Here is a 21006-nt window from a genome sequence, read left to right as displayed (position 1 = left end):
ACTTGCGGGTTGCCGCGCTGCGCTGGCTGTCGTCCGGGTAGCAAACAGCCTTAATACATAGTTATTATCTAATGTTTTTTTATAAATTAATATAACATCCAACTGCAGATGCCATGCACACGGGAGCACCTTTGTCGAAAGCTTGGATTCAGGGTGTGGGCATTGTCGGGATCTGGATCATCCACGGGTACTTCTCGAACGTTGTTACCCTGGTTCTGCTTATCGCCGCTGTGCTGGGCTTTGCTGGCTACCGAATAGCCAAGAGGGTGCGAGCGAACCGAAGCCGGTACCAGACCTTGGAGGGCATCAAAGAAGCCATGCCCATGTATGTCTACTTGGGCGGCTTACAAACGGACGAACTAGAGGCACACTCGGTCGATGATTGCGTGATCGCCTTATTTTCGGACGAGAGACTATATCTGTACCGATGCGATAAAGAGTTGATGAAGGACGAGGCGTGCAGGCAGGGCACCCGCTTTACTGACCGCAGCTTCCGTTCGAAACTGAGCTATAAGCACACCAACATTGCGTTGGAAAAAATCACGCACATCGGGTGTTATTCGTTGGATCAGGAGTTTTTAGAAAGAAAGCGAAAAGAGGAGTTCTGGACGCGCTTCGTTTTCAACAACACCGTGGGTCGACTTACGCGCAAGCTTCCCCAGGAAGTATACCCGGCGGCCTTGATTTATCTTCGGTTCCACGACTGCGGAGAAAGCCGATGCGCCTACTTCGGCATCTTCAAGGGCCAACATGCCCACAGCAATACGACAAGCCTCGCCTCCCTCACGGGCGCGCTGCTTGGGCAAATGACCGACGGGGTATTAAAGGAGGTTTCCGAGCCCCTAAGCAACGCGAAAGAGGTTTATTCGACCATCCAAGCCGGGGTTGAGGAGTACGCCAAAATAGTGGAATCGGAAGCGCCCGAGTTGTTGGCGGCCATGCTCATCGCCAGCGAATTTCGGCAAGTTGTACGGCGCCGGTTAAAGGCCAGGCGCGAGCTTTACAAGCGCGCGGAGAAATGGTGGAAGGAATTAGAGCACGAGATAAAAAACGACAAGGCGTCGTGGCTTGATCCCCTTGCCAGGTACCGAAAGCCCAGGAACCTGCACTCGCCGCCTTCGACAGCTCGTTCTGGTGCCCCCTTGGACGGCATAAGAATAAACCCGCTGGGCCAGCCAGGCCCAGCAGAGAAAGCTGCGCTCAAGGCAACGGCACGAACAAGCCGGAAAGATTCGGATCGGCCTTCATCTTAAACCGGAGTGCCGGTTGGGCACCCAAGAGTATGTCACACTTCCTCAAACAGCGTTCAGAAAACGTGACAGCCCTCGTGTCACATCTCGCAGATCACCGGTTAAGAAATGTGACAGGAGTCAGGGTCACCCCCTCTGCTCCTCCGTACCAAGGCTGGGAGCTTACGCCTCCCGTGGTTCCGGCGCTAGCGAATCACCTCCACGGTGCCTTTGTACTTCGCCCCCAAGCGAGTGTTGCGTAACATAAAGTAGTACACGCCGGCGCTGGCTTCTGCTCCCCAGTCGTTGCGGTAGTCGTCGCACCGGTAGACCTGCTTTCCCCAGCGGTTGAGCACCACCAGGTTCCACCCCGTACCCACCAGGCCGTGGGGCGCGAAGCGGTCGTTACGGCCGTCCCCGTTGGGAGTGATCACGTTGGGCACGACGACTCAGGGCCCGTCCGCCACCCGCCGGCGCGCGGTGGTGCTGCCGCAGGCGGTGGCCACGCGCAGGGTGTATTCCCCCGCCTGCTGCACGCGCAAGGTTGGCCCCTCCGACCCGTCGGACCACCGGTAACTGAGCCCCGGTGCGGAGGCAGGTCCCCGCAACACAAGCGCGTCCCCCGCGCAGAGGGTGGTGTCCGCGCCCAGGAAAAAGGGCGCCGGGGCGGCGGCGCCTGCCACCTCGTGCTGCAGCGTCAGGACCGTACCGTCGGCGAAGGTGCACACCACGGTGTAGCGGCCCGCTTGCCCCACCGCCAGCGTGGCGGTCGTGTCGCCCGTGTTCCACCGGTACGCGCGGGCGCCCGGGGGCGCCGCGAGCACCGCCGCCGCGCCGGCGCACAGCAGCGCGGGGCCCGCGATGCGGGGCGCTTCGTCCAGCGCCGCCAGAAAGCCGTCTTCGCCCCGGGCCGGGGTGGGCGCGGTCAGCGTCCACGGGCCGAAGCGCATGGGGTAATGGCCCCAGCCCGCCACGTAGAGCGTGGGGCCGGCCACGGCCAGCCCCGACGCCGCGTCGAGGCCCGGGCCGCCCGCGCCCAGGGCCCACACCGCGGCGCCCGCGTCTGTGAACCGGGCCACAAACACGTCGGTGCCCCCGGCGTTGGGCAACACCGTCCCGCCGACCTCGGCGGGGTGCTCCCGGAACGACCCCGCGGCGTACACCGCCGCCCCGCGCACGGCCAGGGCGGTGGCCCCGTCGGGGCCCGTGCCGCCGGCCCGCCGGGCCCACGCGACGGCCCCGGCGTCGGTGAGTTGGGCCACGAACGCGTCGGTGTCGCCGGCGCTGGTCAGCGCGGTAGTGCCCAGCCCCGCCGTGGCGCTGAAGGCGCCCGCCAGGTAGAGCCCGCCGGGCGTGAGGGCCAGCGCCGTCGCCCCGTCATAGCCGGGGCCGCCCGCGGCCCGCGCCCACTCCACGCGGGCGGTGGCCCCCAGGTCGGTGAGCCGGGCCCCGAAGGCGTCGACGCTGCCCGCGCTGGCGAGCACCGCGGAGCCCAGGCGCGCGGTGCCGGTGAAGGCGCCGGCCACGTACACCTCGGCCCCGCGCGTGGCCACGCCGGTGGCCAGGGCCTGCGCCCAGGCGAAGGCCGCGCTTCCCCCGGCATCGGTGAGCTTGGCGACGAACGCCGTGGTGGAAAAGGGACCGCCGGGGGAGGCGCTGGAGAGCGGCACGCCGCCGAACCCGGCCGCGTCCCCGCCGAAAGAGCCCGCCACGTACACGCTGCTGCCGCTCACGGCCAGGCCCTGCATCACGTCGCTGCCCGGCCCGCCGGCCCCCTGCGCCCAGGTCACGGCCCCGGCGGCGGTGAGCTTGGCCACGTACACGTCGCTGTCCCGGTAGGCCGGGGCGCCGGTGGTGGTCAGGGTCACGGGGCCGAAGGCCGCCGTGCCCGTGAAGGTGCCGGCCACGTACACGTCGGTGCCGGACACGGCCAGGGCCACCGCCGTTTCGCCGCCGTCCCCGCCCAGTTGCGTGGCCCACACGAAGTCCCCGGTGAGCGGGCTCCACCGGGCCACGAACGCGTCGGTGGTGGTGTTGCCGGGGACGTGGCCAGGGTAGTGGCGCCCAAGCGGATCGAGCCGAAGAACACGCCGGCCACGTACACGTTGCCCAGCGCGTCTACCGCCGTGGCGCGCACGCTCGACGAACCGGCGCCTGCGCCCACGCGCCCCATGCGGGCCACAGGAGCAGCCACAGCGCGGTCAGGCGGCGCCACCACGCGAAAGTACACGAATCCATGGCCACGAAGAATAAAGAAAGGAGAGGACGGCGAAGGTACTGCGGCCGTGGCATACCCAATAGGCGGCCGCAACGCCCCGCTTACCGGGCTTGTCGGGTAACGTGCCGGGCATCGAACAAACGAGCGGGGTATACCTCAGCTAATCGCTGAATTATCCCCGGTGCCGATTACAACCCCAAATACCTTCTAATACCATGGGTAGAACTAACCTTATGTTAATCAAGCCCAAAAGCATTCGGCTAAACCGTCGCATCCTTTGAATTAAATATATAATTCACTTTATTTAGATCAAGGCCATTTTTATGAACAAACTACAACTACTCTTAACGCCCATCAGCGATGAAAACTGTTGGCCTCCTTGCTACCCTTCTCTGGACTACAGTGCTTTCTGTTCGTGCTCAAAGAACTCAACAGGACTACATACGGCTCTTGTGCAACAGTCAGAATGAATGGAAGTGGGAAGGCACAACACAAAGCCTAGGCCGAAATAAGGCCTGCTCTAAAGGGGAATACTTGCTTTTCTCGGTTTCGCCCAACTTGTTAACCAAACGCATCTGTAATGAGAAGGGCAGTTGGGACACTGCGCAGGGTAAGTGGATCTTGACAACGGGCCCAGGAGGCAAATACTACCTAACAATGTTCGGGGTGACTTACCGATTATTTATTACAGGAGATAACGAAAAGTACATTCTCACCTTAACTCACAAAGATAAAACTGGCGACATAAGAAAGCCGGGCACAGACATCGTTTACACGTCTTCCAAATAGCAACGTCGCAGCCATGACGGAAGAAAACAAGCGAAAGTGGGAAGTTAGTATCAGCATTGTTGGCACTGTATTGACCATTGCATCAATATTCATTGGTATTTCGCAGTTTAACCGTCAGCAGAACGATAACCAGGTGCTGGAGTTCAAACGGGAAATGCTAAAAAAGCGTGCAGACACTTATGGTAAGATTTGCGAAAGCGCAGGCATTCTGGCATCTGAATATACCACAGATACCTCATTCAAAAAATCTATGGAGGACTTTGAGCGTTACTACTGGGGCAGCCTCAATATTCCACCTGACCGTTCGGTAACAACTGCGGTGGAAGAGTTTCGGGAAACACTGAAACATGTTGACCGTCGAAGTATAGACGGGCATAATAGTTTAGCCTACGACGCTGCTAATTTGCAGGACAGTTGTTACCGTGCCCTGAGCCGTAGTTGGCAATCCCTCAATAATTGATTGTTCGATGAAACGGAACACTTGGTTATTGCTCCTTTTAACGGCCTTTGTGCTTGCCGCCGGCTCCCCATATCCTAAAAAGGTGGCCACATCGGTAAGTGTACTCTGCATCGGGAACCAACATTATCCAAATACTACGGAATTTGAAACGGTGGTGGGGGTGAACCAAAGTGCCAAGAGTGTCTTGACTTGTTTTGCATCTATTGCTACTCCCACTCTTTTGCTTTCAACAAGCCAGAAGCCCTTATCAAAAGAGCGAATTTTAAAGGCCATTAAAGCATTCATCGCTTCTGTGGAGCGGCAACAGGGGGAAGCAAACGTGGGGGTTATTTATTACTGTGGACACGGCATCGCCAGTCAAGCGGGAAGCCGCTACTTTGTTCCTGGCGACATCCAGGCAATGCCCCTCGATGCAACGTATGAAATGCTTACTCAGAGACTCATCAACATTGACACCATTAAGTACTTGATAATTGACGCCCAGCGAAGTCCTTCTCGCTCGCGGTACGTTCTGTTAGCGGATTGCTGCAGTTTGCAGGACTTCTCTAAATGGTATAAAGGCATCAAGTACCATTACAAAATGAACCCATCTGGCTTTGGTCTAGACGGTGTGGTGGAATATGATAGTGCAGCGATTCGTAATATGATGAACCGTCCCAGCGTGCTGGGCAATTCCGCAAAAGCAACGTTTTCGCCGCAGCAGGACACTAGTAAGGCAGCTACAGAGTCATTTGGAACATCCGAAATACCGGATATGGGCGAGTTGATTAGGGAAATGACCTTCAGTAGTCTAGGAAATCAAATTTATTATTCCTCGGCCATGAACAAATCAGCGGACATGGTAGCTCACCCATACCCAACAGGCCCCTATCAACAGGTGGCGCCTATTTGCAGAAGGACCCTTTTGTATTTTAATGCAAAAAAGCCGAGAGCGTCGACTATAAGGGATTATTTTATGAGCCTAACAGAGCCTCAGTTTGACAAGTTGACGCAACCAGTTCTGCTTAATCCGTCCCGAAACGAGGGGGATGTACCGGTGATAGGGAAGTAACTGATTTACCAACATTTGGATTTTCGCAACTCAGGGGCTAAGAGCGTTCCTAGTCAGTTTTCATTCAGCCATCGAAGGAGTGGCCTGGTTGAGGTGCAGGAAGCATTAGCTTTGAGCTTCCCGATTTCCCTCTTCACCACGCTGTTGGCCATGAATGAACAACAACGGATAGGTAGCTTGATACATGACGAGCCAGCTCCGCTTCCCAGCCTCCGCATTGCCGTGGAGCAGTTGCCAGACCCCGCCCGGTGTCTGGCTCGCGTGCAGGAAATCATACTGGGTGTGCTTGCTGTTCCCGAGGACCTGTGGCAAGAAGGGTACGAAACGCAGTGGGAAGCGTACTTGCCCGCTTGGTTTGTAACCAGCATGACCCAATACACCGTGGCTCAAATCATGAACCTGCCGGACCAGTGGCATTTTGAATCTTGGGTTTCCACCATAATCGCCCGGCAATGGCAGTGGTGGAGTTCAGCCGTTGGGGATCGCTCGTTGCACCTCAACGTCGAGCTATGGGGAGAGCCTTACAACATCGAGCCTCTCTTCTACGCTATTCATGCCAGTGCCGGAGGCGCTTACCGGCTTACATCCGTTGTGAGCTTGTCCTAATCTGCACTTCTCAAGGCAATAGAACAGTTAAGAGCCATGCAGCTGTCACAGAAGTCGAGTTATGACAAGTACGTTTTTTATCCCAGGACTTATCAGACAGGTGATTAAGGGCAAAACAGACAGAAACGGCCCATTGGAATAGCGAGCCGTTTCTGGTAGGATCAATAGTGAAATATCTCCTGCAGCCGGTCACAGACCTGCTGCGCCGTGGTTTTAGATAGCACACCCAAGCGGCGCACGAAGCGGGTTTTGTCCACGGAGCGGATGTGGTCCAGGGCAACCTGGCCCGCTTTGCCCTGAAAGGTGCAGTCTACCCGGGAGGGGTAGTCGCGGCGCGTGCTGGTCAGGGCGGCAATGGTCACGGTGCGCAGGTAGCGGTTCATCTCATCGGGGGAGAGCACCACGCAGGGCCGGGTCTTATTGATTTCACTGCCCTGGGTCGGGTCGAGGTTGATGAGCCACACCTCGAAGCGCTGCACGGCTACCACTGCCAGTCGGTTTCCTCAAAGGCCTCGTCCGAAAATCCCTCCAGCAGCTCGCCCTCCGGAGCCTGACCTTGGGCAAGGGCGTGCTGAAACTGCTCGTCCCAGCCCTGGCGGCGGGGCTTGCTAACCGGCTTGATGAGCAAGCCCTCGGGCGTGGGCTGCAGGTCGACCTCGCCGGCCAGGTGGTACTGCTGCAGTAATTTCTTGGGCAGCACAATTCCCTGGGAATTGCCCACCCGAATCAGACGCGTGTTCATCAAGCAAATGTATGTACAATGTACTTACACTCCCTTGACGCGAATGGTTTCTTTCACTGTAACACAGGCTGGCGCCTGGTCGACGGCTTCGAGGGCAAGCTGACTACGTCCAAGTGGGCGCGCAGGGCCAAGTGCTTCCAGGACACGGCCGACTTGATCGTCAAGAGCATTCTGGTCAAGGAGCGTGCCGGCGGCCGCAGCACCGGCTACCGCTTGACGCAGGAAGAACAAGCTGCCCCGAAGTACATCCCCTCAGGTTACTACCTGGGCCGTCAATCGGTCTGTAGGGCAGCCATAGGTTCCGATAACTTTTAATTACGGTTATATTCTTGTTAATAAGGTGCTTACGCTTCTATTTATACCCGATCGGGTATAAATAGAAGCACGACCGACACACTTATACCAGATCGGGTATAAAAGCGTCGCACAGTTGGTTCCCTATAACGCCACTTTCAGTACCGTCGGCATTTCGTACACCCGTCCGAACTCCTTCTCCACCGCCGTTTCGGTGATGTTGTACCGGTGAAAGCACTTCCAATCCTTATGGCCGGTAATTTACATGACGATTTCCGGACGCAAGCCCCGCTCCAGGCTTAAGGTGACAAATGTCCGCCGGCCTGTATGGGTAACCCAGCTTTTCATACTTCGGCACCGTGTGCGTAAGCTTCTCCCTTCCGATAGCGGATTATTTCGATGGGTGCCTCGATTGCTGCTTAACGCCCAAGCTCTTTGAAGTAGTCATTAAGTTTCTGTTGCTGATCAAGCGGACCCCGCCAACTAATTAGCGGTCGACGATGCGCAAGGTGGGGCCTGCAGCGGGACGCCCACCGTCTCACGGGTCTTTTGCGTGGTGATACGCAGCGTGTGCCCCGTATGTGCTCAGCCCGGAGGCTCACCAAGTCCGAGTAGCGAAGGCCCGTGTAACAGCTTAACAGGAAGAGGGCGCGGGCATTGTCGAGGTAGGACCCGGCGGGCAATTCCTACCTCTCCAGCGCACCTACCTCTTCGGCCGTCCAGGTTATGTGATCCGTTTAGCCCCGCTCCACGGCAAACCGCACGAACCGCTTGCTCCGCGTGAGTTGCTTGACGATGGTGTTGTCCGTTTGCCCGGCAACATTCAGCAGGTACGACGTGAGTTTCTTCGGGCGGCTTAATGAAGCACGGGGCTTCTCCACCCGCTATGAAAAAACCACCTCGTCTATTTTAGCCCTGGGCCACCTGTCCGCCGCCCTCAACAGGATGCGCAAACTGTCCACGCTCCCAAGATTGCTCATATCCACGGTCTAAATCAGGAATAACTGACACCCATTGGTCTGCTGGTTGAGGAATTGGCGGATGACCACCTGTTGTGCAGGGGTTAAGTACTTCAATCTCCCTGTATAGAAGTATCCCAGTCCTCTTTCCATGCGCCTTAAGAAGATACGAAAAGACTCACGGCTCATGCCCAACTGCTGCGCCATGTCGCTCTTTTTCATTTGTTGAGCCGGCATGTTTTGCCCTACCAGGTACTCTCTGGCATCCGGAAGTTTGCCCCAGTTGTTCATACGAGTCGGCGCTTAGGTTTTTCCAGCGATGCCATCACCTCGCTGTACTTGAAATACAACCGCCGCCCCTTGCGGTAAAAGGGGAGTCGGCCGGCGTCCATCCATTTGTAGCAGGTAGGGCGTGAAATTGTCAAGAGCTGACACACGTCTTTCATACCCAGTAAGGCTCCCGGTGTAGCGGGTACAGTTGGATTGTTGGTGCTAGCGGCACGTGCCAAGGCCCGTGTGACGCAGTCGGTGATGAGTTGCTCGGCGTCAGCCAAGCTGAGATGGATTAGGTAATCGTTCATGGGAGTAGTTGATTAACGCCCCAAAACAACTACACGCGGTTCGCGCATTAGTGCCAATAATGCGAAATCGCACTATTTCGCATTATTGACCCTGTATAACTATCAGATATTTAATGCTTTGCCTGTAATGGTTTCTTTGCCGAGCGAATGCGGTGCGGAAACATGCGCGCAAAGGCTTCAACCTGCTCGCTTGGGGCTTTTTCCCAACGCGTAGCTGTCGAGGTCGATAAAGGGAAGCCGAAGCGGGCAGAAAAGGCACGTACCAACTCTGATTTGTTGGTGCTAATTTAGTTGCCCTCATTCAAGGCCACCAACAACGAGATTAACTCGATTTTTTTTCCGCTTAAGCCCACCCATTGCTCGTCGCTGTCGATTACGCCATGCAGCTTTAGGGTTGCAATCAACCCGGGGACGTTTACGTCCCGTCGAAACAGTTCATCAAAGCTCGGGGCACCCTTGCGGGCCGGCTTCGCTGGCGCAAAAAGCTTGCGGCGTTGAGCCTGTCGCTGAGCCCGGTGTAAGCTTGCCTCGGTGCTTTCTTGTACCCCAGGCCGTTCACTATAGCCTAAGATTTCCAATTGCAGCACGCGCATGTAGTGCAGCAATTCACGCTTGATTTCCAGTAGCAGGAAGGCGTTGTACTCCGCATCGCTTTCTAAGCACACAGCCGAGTCGCGCACAGTCAACGGGTCCAGCGCATCGTACCGCGCGAAGTGCGGGAGGCGCCGGAGTTGCTCGCTGGTTTCTTCTCGCAGCAAGCGTAGTACTTCAGCCCGGTGCAGGTCCGATGCCAAGGAGGGGAGTGGCTCGGTCAATTGCTCCAAGGCCTGCCGGGCCAGCTTGGGGACGTACGTGTCCCACTCACGGCGGCGTGCGGCTTGCACGTCGGCAGAGGGAGGTAAATTGGAGCGGGTCATTTGTAAACTGCGTCGAGAAGCGCGCAAGCTACAATAGCCTGGCGGTATACCCAATGGCTGCAAGGTCGCAACGCAGCCGTTTTACATGGCCTTACTTCACTTGCCAAACGGATCGGCTAGGCTTAGTGTAGGTTGATAGAAATTGACATACACCAAGCCGTCATGTCCAAATAATTCCGGGTTTACATACCCACTAATGAAAAACCCCGTTTGCAGCTTGCAAACGGGGTTTTTGGTGATTCCGCTGGGATTCGAACCCAGGACCCTGTCTCGCCAAGGCGAGCCAATCTACTAGCTGGTTTACAAGCGCTTATAAGAGCAGGTTGCTTTCAATGGGTCTAAGTTAAGCGAAAGTAAACTTGACTAGAAACCCGACACGAGTCGCAGGTTCTGCTATCTTGCCGATAGCACTTTTTAAAGAGCAAGATGCAGACCAAGGCATACTTACGCAAGGCTGGCCGTGGCGGCGAATGCCCCATCCACGTTTGGTACACGCACCAAACGGTGTACTTCGCCCAAGCCACCGGATTATCCGTCGCACCCGATAAATGGGACAAAGACAAGGGCTGCGTCAGGCCGCACTACAAAGAGGCCACGACCATTAACCTCGTAATCGAGGGCATCCGCTCCCGCATGATGGAGTGCGCCCGGATGCTCGTCGTGAGCGGCATAGAGCCCACCATCGACGCCGTGAAGGCCAAGTTCACCAACGCACCTGTAGCAGCACCAGCAGCGGCAGAAGCGCCCGTATTGCCTCTGGTGGTGGTCCAGCCGCAGCCCAAGCAGCCCGCTTTCGACAAGATGCTGGACCGCTACAACGCCGACAGCTTACACGTAACGGCAGGCACCAAGAAGCAACGCAGCTCCTTCGTGCAGAAGATGCGAGAGTTCAGCAAGGCCAAGCGCTGGCCGCTCACCTTCGAGGGCATGGACAGCCAGTTCTACGAGGCGCTGGCCAAGTACGAGCTCTACGACAAGGGCAGCTACAACGGCTTCTTTGGCTCGGTCATCAAGCGGCTGAAGGCGTTCCTGAAGTGGTGTGAGGAAGAGCACCAAATAGCCGTTAATCCAGCCTACAAGAAGTTCAAGGTGTACACCGAGGACAAGGAGGTGGTGCACCTCTCCCCTGCCGAAGTCGAGCAGCTCTACTCCTACCCTTGGAACGACACGCTCCGAAAGTACGTGGACTTATTCGTCTACGCCTGCGAAACTGGCTACCGCTGGTCCGACGTGATACGCAGTAAGGAGCTACGGCTGGAGGATGGGCTGCTGGTATTGCGCACGCAGAAGAACAGAGGCTGGACCCGAGTGCCTGCTACGCCCAACGCACTCGCCATCCTGCAGAAGTACGATTGGGACCTCGATATAGTGGCCGAGCAGAAGGTGAACGCCGCTATTAAGGCGTGCTGCAAGACCATCGGCCTGAGCCAGCCCATCACTATCTACCGCCACAAGCTGGCCGAAGCCATTGCCTTCACGAAGCCCAAGCACGAACTCATCTCGCTGCACTCTGGCCGCCGCACGTTCATCAGCAACTGCTTTGCTCGGGGCTTTGCTGAGACGGAGATTCTAGCCATGATAGGCTCAACCGACGCAGCCGTGCTCCGGCGCTACATCAAGGTTGACGGCGGCGTGTTGAAGCGCAAGATGAAAGCTGCTTAGGCTAGGACTTTCGCCCTCTACGGAAGTAGAAGGTGATGCAAACATCAAATACGAACACAGAAAAGCGACTAGAAATAACTGGTTTTGAAGGCTGCTACGAGGTAACGAGCGAGGGGCGTGTGTACTCCATCCGCTTCAACCGCTATCTGAAGCCGCAGAAGGGCAAGCTGGGCTACTACCACGTCGGCCTGAGCATCGGTGGCAAGGTGAAGCTGGTGCACGTTCACCGGCTGGTGGCTCAAGCATTTCTACCTGTTCCCGAAGGCATGGAGAAGCCCACGGTCGACCATATCAACTACGACAAGGCCGACAACCGGCTCTGCAATCTGCGCTGGCTCTCCAATGCTGATAATTCTGGTCGTGCCTCAGCCGATAAGCGCATCCATCGGCCCAGGGGCAGCGCAAAGCCTAACGCCAAGCTGACCGAGGCGTTGGCGCAGAGCATCCGGGCCGAGTACGCAGCTGGCGGCACCTCCATGTACAAGCTGGCCAAGAAGCACGGCGTGTCGCATACGGCCATTCGGTCACTTCTTATTGGCCGCTCTTGGTAGCGGCTAACCTAAACTGCTAGATTCAAGATGTGCTTTAACTAGGCTTTTGCTCATGGGTCTTACGGTTCTTATGCATAGTGTCAATACGTCCGCTAGGCTCTATGTGTAAAGTATAGTAGTCGCCTTCATAGTAGACGCTTTCTCGTCCGTACTTACTGAATCGAGTGTTCGGTGTAGCATCAAAGTAGGCTTGGACTTCTTCATTGATCTGCTCTACAATGTGGCCCATCACTCTGATTACATCAGGTTCTTCCCACTGATAGTTGTCTTTGTTGGCAAACTGCTGGTTGATTTTCATGTCTTCGACATGTCTCATCCAAATGTGCAGGAATCCCTTTAGGTCAAGGTAGATGGGATACTTTCCCGTAATGTTTAAGCGTCGCTCACTGAATTGGACAACACTCAGCAATAGTTCCCCTGCTTTATCTTCATCGACTTTGATGAGCTTTTTGATGCTGCTGCCTATCTTTTTCAGTTCATCATCCAATGCTTTAAAGCGATCTGCCCGGTGTTTTTTTAGCAAGGCAAGCAGGTTCTTTTTCTGCTCTTCGTTGGCTTCTTCCCGCTTATAAAGGACTGCTAGATACTCACGTTCTACGTCCTCAACGATGCCATTATCATCGAGCATTTCTACATGTTCCTCGGCGGTTAATGAATCCGGCTCGAAGTAGAGCTTCCTTCCTAAGTAAACGCTTCGTTCGTAAGGGCTTAGCCCTATACCTTCAGCTACTCGTTCTTTGTCGAAGCCATACATCCAGTTGTAGTCGCCGCCTTTGGGCAGTCTACGGAAGGGAACCTCGATTTTGTTAAGTTGTCGTGTATCTGTTGAATGAAATGTATTCTTTTCAGGTGACCATGTCGCCGACAGAATCGACGTGATATCAGAACTCAAAATCCCTGGCGAAGTCAACAACCGAACTTTGTCGTCAGGAAGGTCAAAGCCCAAATAACGAGCTTTGATGTAGCCCGTTGGCTCTCCTGCCTCACCATTTGCCAGCAATGCATCCATTCCTTCTCGTTCCACTTGCGTGTACATGAAGACTACATTGATATCGTCACCGAACGCCTCATGAGTGGCACTGCCTCGCCTAAAGGAGATATTTACAGCCTTGTCAAACTTTCCTAGTGTTTCGTAGATACGCAAGGGGGTGTACATATGACGGAGGGCATGACTCAATATTGGAGCGTTGAGAGGCAATCTATCCAATCCTTCTGTATGTCAAGGTCACTTCTTTTCAATACTTACGGATCAAAAACGTGCTTGCGCAGGAACGTTTGTGAGACAATAGGCGCAGATGGCTAGCGTGTCTGTCAATGTTTTGACATCAATACCTATATCTTAGATCTGGTAGGTGAAGCCTGTGGCTTCGCTTAAATCTCCACTTTTAAGTTTACCAACATGGCACTAACAGTAACTGAGGTAGAAGAACTACGCAACTATCTTATCGGCGTAATGGAAAGAGCAGATCATCACGCAGGTAACGTGCATGAGATTGCGCTAGCGCTGATGGGCGCTATGATCTGGCGTAAGGACGAAGACCAAGATATTCGAGTAATGACCCGTGATGGTCAAGCAAAAAATGTGCTTTGGGTAGTCATCAATAGCCAGCGCTACGCACTGGTGTACAACCATAGCACAGGTGCTATCGACATGCGTGAAGACGGTATCCAAGGGAACACCCTTAAGTCATTCACAAACGCCACGCCCTTATCAGATGTCCGCCAGTTCTTTGCTAGTCTATAGAATGCGCCTGCGCAAACAAAAAAGGCCGTCTTGTTTAGGACGGCCTTTTTTGTTTGCGCAGGCGCTTCTTTACTTTGGAGCTCTTGAACTAGTCCTTGTATAAAAGTGAACATACTTTATCAAAACATACCTTTGACTACATATATTAGCAAAAAAGTACAGCTTCCACAAAACTTAGCAAACAACAGACTATGGCAGTGAAGAATACTTGGCCAAGAGACAGATACAATGGGCCTGGCGGGGGATTGTATAATGGTCCTGGCGGCGGAATGTACAATGGCCCCGGAGGTGGAGCTTACAATGGTCCTGGGGGCGGAGCTTATAACGGCCCAGGTGGAGGTATGTATAATGGACCGGGAGGCGGGCTTTACAACGGTCCTGGCGGGGGGCTGTACAATGGTCCAGGGGGGGGATTGTATAATGGCCCAGGAGGAGGGTTGTACAACGGCCCGGGCGGAGGATTGTATAACGGTCCTGGCGGCGGGCTGTATAATGGCCCGTGCAATAATCCATATCATAGTAACTGGCCTCCACCTCATATGCTACTGAAATACTTAGAGGACACCAACATGACCAGCATCGTCCGACTATTAAAGTCAGTTGGCTACTTCAATTAATTTTTGAACATAAGTATTTGACAAATTCTGTGTGATGCATCTGCATCACATATAACTGTTATGGGGCTCTTCACTGAACAGCAACTACTACTTCGTGCCCAAGCTGAAGTAGGAACAACACGCACTTTTAGTGACACACCTTATACAAGGGCTAAAGCATCAATTAACGAAGCCCGAAAAATCCAGCTCAGCGCAGCTGAAACAAAAATTTATGACATTTTTCTTTCTCATAGCACCACAGACAGTGAACAGGTACTTGGCCTAAAGCTGACTTTAGAGGATTTGGGCTATAGCGTCTATGTTGATTGGATAGATGACCCTCAGCTTGATAGAAGTAATGTCACAAAGAAAACTGCTGACATTCTGCGAGAGAGGATGAAATCTTGCAAATCACTTTTTTATGCTTATTCAATCAACGCAGTTAATTCCAAGTGGATGCCTTGGGAACTAGGCTACTTCGACGGTATTAAGCAAAAGGCAGCTGTGCTACCAATTAGGGCATCAAATTATCAAAACACTGATTCTTACTATGGGAGCGAATACTTAGGCCTCTACTACTACATAGTCATAAATCCAGATCTACAAAACCAAAACAAGCTTTGGGTACATGAGACTTCAACGAAGTACATAATGTACGAAGGCTGGATTAAGTACAACTTGGAGCCACTTCAAAGATAAATCATGACAAAAGAACAAAGAGAGAAACAGAAATTTGTTAAGGACTTTGTCAAACATCTATTTGATGGAGACGCTGCAATATTCGCCGGCGCTGGTTTTTCAGCAGGCGTAGGATTTGTAAACTGGCGTGAGCTATTAAGAGAAATAGCCGAAGACATTGACCTAGATATAGATATTGAAAACGACCTAATTTCTATTGCACAATACCATACCAATAAAAAGGGAAGAAATAAAATAAACCAAAAAATACTGGATGAATTCTCCCACCAAGCCAAACCCAGCATTAACCATGACATCATAGCTAGGCTACCCATTGCTACTATATGGACAACAAACTATGATACTGTTTTTGAAGAAGCTTACAGAACGGCTAGTAAGCGTGCGGATATAAAGCACGCAAATCTGCATTTATCACTCAGCCTTGCTAAGAAAGATGTGACCATATACAAAATGCATGGAGATGTTCATCACTCCACCGAAGCCATTATCACTAAATATGACTATGAGAAATATCACTTGACTCATCAGCCTTTTATCACTGCACTAAGCAGCGACCTAATTACAAAAACCTTCCTCTTTGTTGGCTTCAGCTTTACAGACCCAAACTTAGACAGGATACTTAGCCGAGTACGCATGTACTTTGACGACAACTATAAAAACCATTATGCGATTATTAGAAAGGTCAAAAAGGGCGAAAAAGGCTCAGAAACCGAAGCAGAGTATGATTACAGTTGTCAAAAACAGGAATTAATGTTAGATGAACTATCCCGTTTTCATATCACCCCGATCCTTGTAAATGAATACTCTGAAATAACTGAAATGCTATTAGAAATAGAACAACTATATAAACAGAGAACTACTTTCATATCGGGCAGTGCAACAGAATACGGAAAGTATACTAATGAAGAAGCTCTAAGATTTATCCATAAACTCAGCAATGAGCTAGTTAAATCAAACTATACTATTGTGAATGGATTTGGACTTGGAGTGGGCACTGCTGTTATGAACGGCGCACTCGAGGCAATATATAGCGAACCAACAAAGTATTCAGAAACTCAGCTCATTATGCGTCCATTCCCTCAGTATCAAACAGGGGAAAAGAAGCTGTCAGATTTATGGTCTGAATATCGACAGCAAATGATAAAATTCGCAGGCGTAGCAATATTTGTATTTGGCAACTCAGATGAAACAGATAATAATATCGCCAAAGGGGTACTTGACGAGTACTCTTTAGCTATTGAACAAGGGCTTTTACCTATTCCTATCAGCGCAACTGGTTATGCAGCCAGGAGAATTTGGGAACAGGTAATGGAGCAAATGCCTTCGCCTTTAGAACGTTTTCAACACAAAGACATAGCCAAATTGCATGAACTATATACAAGCCTTGACAACACTGACATCCCTCTGGATGAACACATAAAAACAGTAAAAGAAATTCTCAGAACCTTCAACAGTTAAGCAAATGGCACGCAGAGTTTTTTTCAGTTTTCATTACAAGCGAGACGCAATCCGAGTTTCTCAAATTCGAGAGTGCAACACTATATCAAACCATTTCGAGCAGACTCCTTTTCTGTCAGGTGCTGACTGGGAAACAATTGAACGCCAAGGTGACAGAGCTATCCAAAATTGGATAGACACGAATATGAACGGGTGCGGTGTAGTCGTAGTACTTGCTGGCTATGAAACAGCTAGTCGCAGGTGGGTTAAGTATGAACTAGAAAAGGCTCACAGAGATGGCAGAGGTATTCTTTGCATCAATCTTGCTGGCATGAGGAACATGCAGAGCCAAGTAGACCCGCCCGGTACAAGCCCCTTGGCAACCTCTTTTGATTCTGTAGGGCGTTCTTTGGCCTCACTGGGGAAATACCGAACTTACAGTTGGGAAGGAGATCTAGGGCGCCTCAACATTGATAAATGGATTGAGGCAGCGGCAAAAGATGCAGGTAGATAAATACTTTGTACAGGCAGGTTTAGAAACCTGCCTGTATCATTTCAAGTTAGTGCAATAGTTGATTGACTTAATTACTAGGTGACGCTTGGGGTGAGCCTGGTTCACTGAGTTCAAGCCGAGGCAATTCAGGCCATACTAACTCCGTTCTGAATCCCAAAGATTCAGCGTCGTCGAAGAGGCTAGTTTAGGGATTCGCCACTATTACTTCAATAGACGCTTGTACTGCGACTAGGGCAGCCGCTGGCTCGATCAGCTGCTTTATGAATGCCCCCTGCTCATCCTCGGTTTCGACCTTAAACGTGGGCACCGGCAACCCTGCGTCTGTGTAGGTAGCCTGCAGCGCACTGATGACAGCGTCAACACTTGTGGCGTTGGTGTGGATGCTGTCGTGGATGGTTGCGAACGGGCCGATGCCTGCGTCTAGCAAGCGGGCAGCAACTCCCTCGATAATCAACTGCTGCTCCAGGCGCTGCAGCATCATGGGCATGAGGTTGCGCTTCTCGGTGTCGCCCTCACCCGGACCATTCAGGGCACTGGTAACGTCCAGCAAGGTGCCGTAAAGTGGTCTCAGCTTCTGCTTGGTATGTTCGAACTCGCCGGGCATCGAGAAGAACGCCCCGAACCACAGGTTCTTGCCAGTACCACGGTCGCTCAGGCCCAGTTCAGCGGCCGTGTGGGCGTACAGGTCTTGCGTCCGCACGTCGTGGCAGTACTGGCGAATCTTGGGGTCAGCGTTGTAGGCAGCGTGCAGCGTGTCGAGTACGTAGCTCACCGTGGCAGTAGGCATGTCGCCGTCGGCCGTCAGCAGCTGGTAGCACTGCTCCGGGTACTCGAATAGGTACGAGGCCAGCACGAACTGCGAGCAACGAATGTCTAGGCTGGCGACAGGGCTACCGTCCACCTTGAAAAAGCGCCGTAGCTCCGTGGCGATGTTCGTGAGCGGCGTGTGCAGGCGGTGGCCGAAGCCGCAGGAGAGGTTCTCGTACTGAATGATGCCCTGTCGTAACAGGTCCACGTAGTACAGGCTCCACACGGGCGGCATGTCCTGCATCTGGTCGGTTGTCGTGCGTAGCCAAGCTTCCATGTCCTCGAAGTCCACGTTGCGCACGAGCGTGTCCACGTACTCGGCCAGCACTTGCCGGTGCTTCGGGAAGCCGGCACGACGAGCCAGCGTCTGATCTTTGAGTTTGGTGTAGTAGCGGTGGGCCTTGTGGGAATACTTGGGCCCCATCTCAACGGAGTACAGCACGTCAAAGCTACCGTTCTCCGTTGGCAGCGCATGGTCGTTGTGCAGGCGGTAGTGCTTGGGCATGCCCTGCTCGCTGCTGCTGGAGTTCTTTCCGATGTACGAACCCGTGTTGGCCTTCTTGTGGCCCTTAGCTTTGTAGCTGTAGTTACGCTTGACCGGGGCCACGCCAAACAGGTCGTCTCCCGTGCTAATTAGGCCCTCCTTGTCGTAGAACTCGTACACCTGCAAGTAGTTGTGGGTGCGTAGGAACTCGATGTACTTGGCGTAGCCGTTGCCAAACTGCTGGCGCAGGTTGTCACGGCTCAGGCCGGTGTAGCCGAGGGCCGTTTGCTTGGTCACGGCTTTCGAGCCGTCCTTGAACGTATCGGCGCTACGCTTCGAGCGGTAGATGGTCAGGCCCGCCGTCAGGGCCAGCGTGGAGAACAGGTGCAGGCACTCGTCCTCCAGGAAGGCCCCTTTGCCTGTTTCAAACGTGGGCTGTTCAGCGGCAATCCAGCGCTGGAACTGCTGGCGGAAGGTGGCCTCATTCACGGTGGCGGGCAGCCAAACCCGTAGCGGCTGCAAAGCGCCGTTGGCTACTGCTTGTTCAGCAGTGGAAAGTCTTTTCTTAGGTGTCATCGTCGTGTCATCTGGTTGTACACGGTAGGCGCAAGGAAGGATGGCCATCCCTCCTTGCTATCTCCCTAGATGACGTCGGGAGCCGTTGCCTGTGGTTCTTTTAGCTCGCCGCCTCGTAGGCAGCAAGTAGGATGGTGATGGTCTCGCTGGCCGTCACGTAGCGGTCGTGCTCAGCACGCAGCCGCTTCGACAAGGCCACCAGATTAGCGTGCGCCGTGGGGGTGAGCGTGATGGTTTTGCTCAGCTTGCGCTCGGGGGTAATAGCGTCGTTTTCCATGCTTTATATATGATTATTATACGCTACTATTGCCCAAAAGTCTCAGACAGTCAGAAGTTTATTTCTCAACTATACGCTTCACTAAACGCCCTTCGGGGGCCAAGCCAGAGGCGAGGGGAGGTTGGGCGGACTAGGGGCGATGATACAGCATAAGTGTGTCCGGGTTTTCGCACCCCGGATACACGGACCAAGCAAGGCAATGGGCATAGCAGGGGCAGGTGAGCGGAGCAGGTTTATAGGATAAGTGTGTCCGAGTTTTTGTATCAGGCACCAGCAGTTCAACTCATGCGAGCGAAAACCCGGACACTTGAGCTGTGGGTGCAAAAACCCGGACACACTTATCCTATATCTGCATGGGCCGACGGCCTCCCTTCCCCTTGCCTGTCTATACGTGCGAAAACCCGGACACACTTATCCTATAAACCTGCCCCCGCCCTTCCCCCTCGCACCGCACTGTTCTTACTGGCCGGACGTTGACGGGCCGCCGTCAAGGCGCCAGGCCCGAGACGTTGCCGAAGCGTAACCTGGTCAAGTCAAGTGCCCGAAAGCATCAACTCTGAAAGCCGAGTTGATGCTTTCGGGTACGAGCAGACCCACTCTAGCTTCTGCCTGTGGAGCCGTCGAGTCTTAGGGCTAAGCGCAAGGCATCGACCAAGGCGTCCTGCATCTCGTCGAAGAAGGCATCTACCTCCTGCTTGTGCGTTGCCTCATGCCGCATCCGTAACGCATTGTACGCAGGGGCTACTATTGCAGCATAGGCCACAGACCGCTCACCACTGGTGCCCAAGGGCATAGCCAATGCGTTTTTTATCCCCAGGTCAACGGCTTCGGATAGCGTGCCGAAGAACCGACGATCAGCGTCAGGCAGCATGCTTCCGAGGTTGTTAAAGGCATCTTCTGCCTTGCCGAGGAACAGCTGCTCAGCTGGACTCAGGCTTTCAAACTGCTCCACGTAGTCGTGGTAGTCCATCTTGGCGGCGAGCCGCTCGTGCTCTTCGTCGGTCAACTCACGCTGGTTGTCGGCGGCATCCATGTTCTCGTCTAGCCACTGCGAGAAGTCTTGGATGTCGGGATCAAGCCCTTTGCGGTTGTTGGTGTTTGCATTTGCATCCTCGTTCGGACGCACGTCTTTGTTGCTCATGTTACTGAGGGGTTAGGTTGGATAAGAAGAAATGGATAGGCCGAGCGGACGCTGGCGAATTGACCCCGCAGTCTGCAGCACACGGTACACCCTCCCCATTCCGTCGGGGTGTTAGTCAAATCGCCAAGAAGTGGTACAAGGCGGGGGCGGCGGCTCGGCCTGATAAGTGCGACCTCAGGGTCTGCGCTAGTAACTCCCTGGGGTGGTGTTCCCCTCTTGCCCTGCAAAGATAATAGCACGAAAACCGCAACTGCAAAAGCAGTTCACGGCATTCTATCAACAATTGTTGATAGAGTTCTAGCGCAGTGCAATGCTTATAAAAAGATCTTTGTATAAAGGGCCGCCGACTAACACGGATTAGTTCAATAATAATTATGTTAGTAACATTCAAAAAAGTTAAATGGCCCTATAGCTAGGTGGTGAAAAACACCAAAAAAGGGCATTATCACAACAGTGCGAAAACCCGGTGACACCTGTCCTATGACATAGCCCATCACTGTTGGCACCTATCTCCACTCTGTTCGTAATGGATGTACCTCGAATGACCCCTATCGTGCAGGAGAGGTACTATTATAGTTGCTATGAAATATGAAGAGGAAGTCGCTATCAACCTCTACCACATGGGCACGTACTTCTGCGAAGTCTTTTACGATCAGTATGAGAACGGCATCG

At 53.6% G+C, this 21006-nt stretch carries 23 protein-coding genes and 1 tRNA gene; 11 read left to right on the top strand and 13 right to left on the bottom strand.

Translation table 11 applies throughout. The features are described from left to right. The first annotated feature begins 113 nt into the window (after positions 1 to 113). Positions 114 to 1253 carry a hypothetical protein gene (locus tag F0P96_RS18670; protein ID WP_151080486.1) on the top strand — a complete coding sequence of 380 codons (1140 nt, stop codon included), beginning with the start codon at positions 114 to 116 and terminating at the stop codon, positions 1251 to 1253. Between the two features lie 182 nt (positions 1254 to 1435). Here the strand turns inward: F0P96_RS18670 and F0P96_RS18665 are convergent, their stop codons facing one another. Both F0P96_RS18665 and F0P96_RS18660 read right to left on the bottom strand, forming a co-directional pair. Further along, complete coding sequence (locus tag F0P96_RS18665) at positions 1436 to 1663, bottom strand: T9SS type B sorting domain-containing protein (protein WP_160619866.1); 228 nt, start codon at positions 1661 to 1663, stop codon at positions 1436 to 1438. A gap of 15 nt (positions 1664 to 1678) precedes the next feature. After that, on the bottom strand, positions 1679 to 3211 hold the full coding sequence (locus F0P96_RS18660) for a hypothetical protein (RefSeq protein ID WP_151080484.1): 1533 nt from the start codon (positions 3209 to 3211) through the stop codon (positions 1679 to 1681). 1038 nt (positions 3212 to 4249) lie between these two features. On the opposite strand from F0P96_RS18660, the gene F0P96_RS18655 reads away from it, so the two are divergent. The 3 genes from F0P96_RS18655 to F0P96_RS18645 are packed head-to-tail and all read left to right on the top strand — an operon-like array spanning position 4250 to position 6353. Further along, positions 4250 to 4696, top strand: a complete 447-nt coding sequence (locus F0P96_RS18655) for a hypothetical protein (protein WP_151080483.1) — start codon at positions 4250 to 4252, stop codon at positions 4694 to 4696. Between the two features lie 7 nt (positions 4697 to 4703). Continuing rightward, on the top strand, positions 4704 to 5747 hold the full coding sequence (locus F0P96_RS18650) for a caspase family protein (protein ID WP_151080482.1): 1044 nt from the start codon (positions 4704 to 4706) through the stop codon (positions 5745 to 5747). Positions 5748 to 5762: 15 nt separating this feature from the next. Beyond that, on the top strand, positions 5763 to 6353 hold the full coding sequence (locus tag F0P96_RS18645; protein ID WP_151080481.1) for a hypothetical protein: 591 nt from the start codon (positions 5763 to 5765) through the stop codon (positions 6351 to 6353). Positions 6354 to 6514: 161 nt separating this feature from the next. Here F0P96_RS18645 and F0P96_RS18640 read toward each other — a convergent pair whose 3' ends face one another. Beyond that, positions 6515 to 6832 carry a type II toxin-antitoxin system PemK/MazF family toxin gene (locus tag F0P96_RS18640; protein ID WP_235917524.1) on the bottom strand — a complete coding sequence of 106 codons (318 nt, stop codon included), beginning with the start codon at positions 6830 to 6832 and terminating at the stop codon, positions 6515 to 6517. Positions 6833 to 6834: 2 nt separating this feature from the next. Further along, a complete protein-coding gene (locus F0P96_RS18635) occupies positions 6835 to 7095 on the bottom strand; it encodes an AbrB/MazE/SpoVT family DNA-binding domain-containing protein (protein ID WP_151080479.1) in 261 nt (86 codons plus the stop codon). 18 nt (positions 7096 to 7113) lie between these two features. Here F0P96_RS18635 and F0P96_RS21160 point away from each other — a divergent pair, with 18 nt between their 5' ends. Next, complete coding sequence (locus F0P96_RS21160) at positions 7114 to 7410, top strand: hypothetical protein (RefSeq protein ID WP_201743868.1); 297 nt, start codon at positions 7114 to 7116, stop codon at positions 7408 to 7410. Positions 7411 to 8126: 716 nt separating this feature from the next. Here the strand turns inward: F0P96_RS21160 and F0P96_RS21100 are convergent. The 5 genes from F0P96_RS21100 to F0P96_RS18610 all read right to left on the bottom strand — a co-directional run bounded on the left by F0P96_RS21100 (position 8127) and on the right by F0P96_RS18610 (position 10150). Then, on the bottom strand, positions 8127 to 8270 hold the full coding sequence (locus F0P96_RS21100; protein WP_167291239.1) for a hypothetical protein: 144 nt from the start codon (positions 8268 to 8270) through the stop codon (positions 8127 to 8129). Positions 8271 to 8378: 108 nt separating this feature from the next. Continuing rightward, the gene (locus F0P96_RS18625; protein WP_151080478.1) at positions 8379 to 8639 is read right to left on the bottom strand and encodes a hypothetical protein; all 261 of its coding nucleotides are present in this window, start codon (positions 8637 to 8639) and stop codon (positions 8379 to 8381) included. Continuing rightward, positions 8636 to 8929 carry a helix-turn-helix domain-containing protein gene (locus F0P96_RS18620; RefSeq protein WP_151080477.1) on the bottom strand — a complete coding sequence of 98 codons (294 nt, stop codon included), beginning with the start codon at positions 8927 to 8929 and terminating at the stop codon, positions 8636 to 8638. Before F0P96_RS18620 ends, F0P96_RS18625 begins: the two co-directional genes overlap by 4 nt. Before the next feature lie 287 nt (positions 8930 to 9216). After that, positions 9217 to 9846 carry a hypothetical protein gene (locus tag F0P96_RS18615; RefSeq protein WP_151080476.1) on the bottom strand — a complete coding sequence of 210 codons (630 nt, stop codon included), beginning with the start codon at positions 9844 to 9846 and terminating at the stop codon, positions 9217 to 9219. Between the two features lie 233 nt (positions 9847 to 10079). Next, positions 10080 to 10150, bottom strand: a tRNA-OTHER gene (locus F0P96_RS18610). Between the two features lie 122 nt (positions 10151 to 10272). Between F0P96_RS18610 and F0P96_RS18605 the strand changes: the two genes are divergently transcribed. Both F0P96_RS18605 and F0P96_RS18600 read left to right on the top strand, forming a co-directional pair. Continuing rightward, complete coding sequence (locus tag F0P96_RS18605; RefSeq protein WP_151080475.1) at positions 10273 to 11508, top strand: hypothetical protein; 1236 nt, start codon at positions 10273 to 10275, stop codon at positions 11506 to 11508. Positions 11509 to 11543: 35 nt separating this feature from the next. After that, complete coding sequence (locus F0P96_RS18600; protein WP_235917529.1) at positions 11544 to 12059, top strand: NUMOD4 motif-containing HNH endonuclease; 516 nt, start codon at positions 11544 to 11546, stop codon at positions 12057 to 12059. 34 nt (positions 12060 to 12093) lie between these two features. Here F0P96_RS18600 and F0P96_RS18595 read toward each other — a convergent pair whose 3' ends face one another. Next, a complete protein-coding gene (locus tag F0P96_RS18595; RefSeq protein ID WP_151080473.1) occupies positions 12094 to 13215 on the bottom strand; it encodes a hypothetical protein in 1122 nt (373 codons plus the stop codon). A 243-nt stretch (positions 13216 to 13458) separates the two neighbouring features. Here F0P96_RS18595 and F0P96_RS18590 point away from each other — a divergent pair, with 243 nt between their 5' ends. The 4 genes from F0P96_RS18590 to F0P96_RS21465 all read left to right on the top strand — a co-directional run bounded on the left by F0P96_RS18590 (position 13459) and on the right by F0P96_RS21465 (position 17049). After that, positions 13459 to 13803, top strand: a complete 345-nt coding sequence (locus F0P96_RS18590) for a hypothetical protein (RefSeq protein WP_151080472.1) — start codon at positions 13459 to 13461, stop codon at positions 13801 to 13803. A 677-nt stretch (positions 13804 to 14480) separates the two neighbouring features. Next, positions 14481 to 15098, top strand: coding sequence for a toll/interleukin-1 receptor domain-containing protein (locus F0P96_RS18580; protein WP_151080470.1), 618 nt, complete (start codon positions 14481 to 14483; stop codon positions 15096 to 15098). Positions 15099 to 15101: 3 nt separating this feature from the next. Then, the gene (locus tag F0P96_RS18575; RefSeq protein WP_151080469.1) at positions 15102 to 16556 is read left to right on the top strand and encodes an SIR2 family protein; all 1455 of its coding nucleotides are present in this window, start codon (positions 15102 to 15104) and stop codon (positions 16554 to 16556) included. A gap of 4 nt (positions 16557 to 16560) precedes the next feature. Next, entirely contained in the window at positions 16561 to 17049 is a 489-nt protein-coding gene (locus tag F0P96_RS21465) for a TIR domain-containing protein (RefSeq protein ID WP_151080468.1), read from the top strand. Between the two features lie 184 nt (positions 17050 to 17233). On the opposite strand, the gene F0P96_RS18565 is transcribed toward F0P96_RS21465, so the two are convergent. The 3 genes from F0P96_RS18565 to F0P96_RS18560 all read right to left on the bottom strand — a co-directional run bounded on the left by F0P96_RS18565 (position 17234) and on the right by F0P96_RS18560 (position 20334). Then, positions 17234 to 18829 (bottom strand): hypothetical protein, encoded by a 1596-nt coding sequence (locus tag F0P96_RS18565; protein ID WP_151080467.1) that lies wholly within the window; start codon positions 18827 to 18829, stop codon positions 17234 to 17236. Between the two features lie 187 nt (positions 18830 to 19016). Continuing rightward, the gene (locus F0P96_RS21095; RefSeq protein WP_160619862.1) at positions 19017 to 19193 is read right to left on the bottom strand and encodes a hypothetical protein; all 177 of its coding nucleotides are present in this window, start codon (positions 19191 to 19193) and stop codon (positions 19017 to 19019) included. A gap of 598 nt (positions 19194 to 19791) precedes the next feature. Then, on the bottom strand, positions 19792 to 20334 hold the full coding sequence (locus F0P96_RS18560) for a hypothetical protein (protein ID WP_151080466.1): 543 nt from the start codon (positions 20332 to 20334) through the stop codon (positions 19792 to 19794). Between the last annotated feature and the right edge of the window lie 672 nt (positions 20335 to 21006).

Source organism: Hymenobacter busanensis (assembly GCF_008727865.1).
GTDB classification, from domain to species: domain Bacteria; phylum Bacteroidota; class Bacteroidia; order Cytophagales; family Hymenobacteraceae; genus Solirubrum; species Solirubrum busanense.
This window is presented reverse-complemented; position numbering and strand designations above follow the sequence as displayed.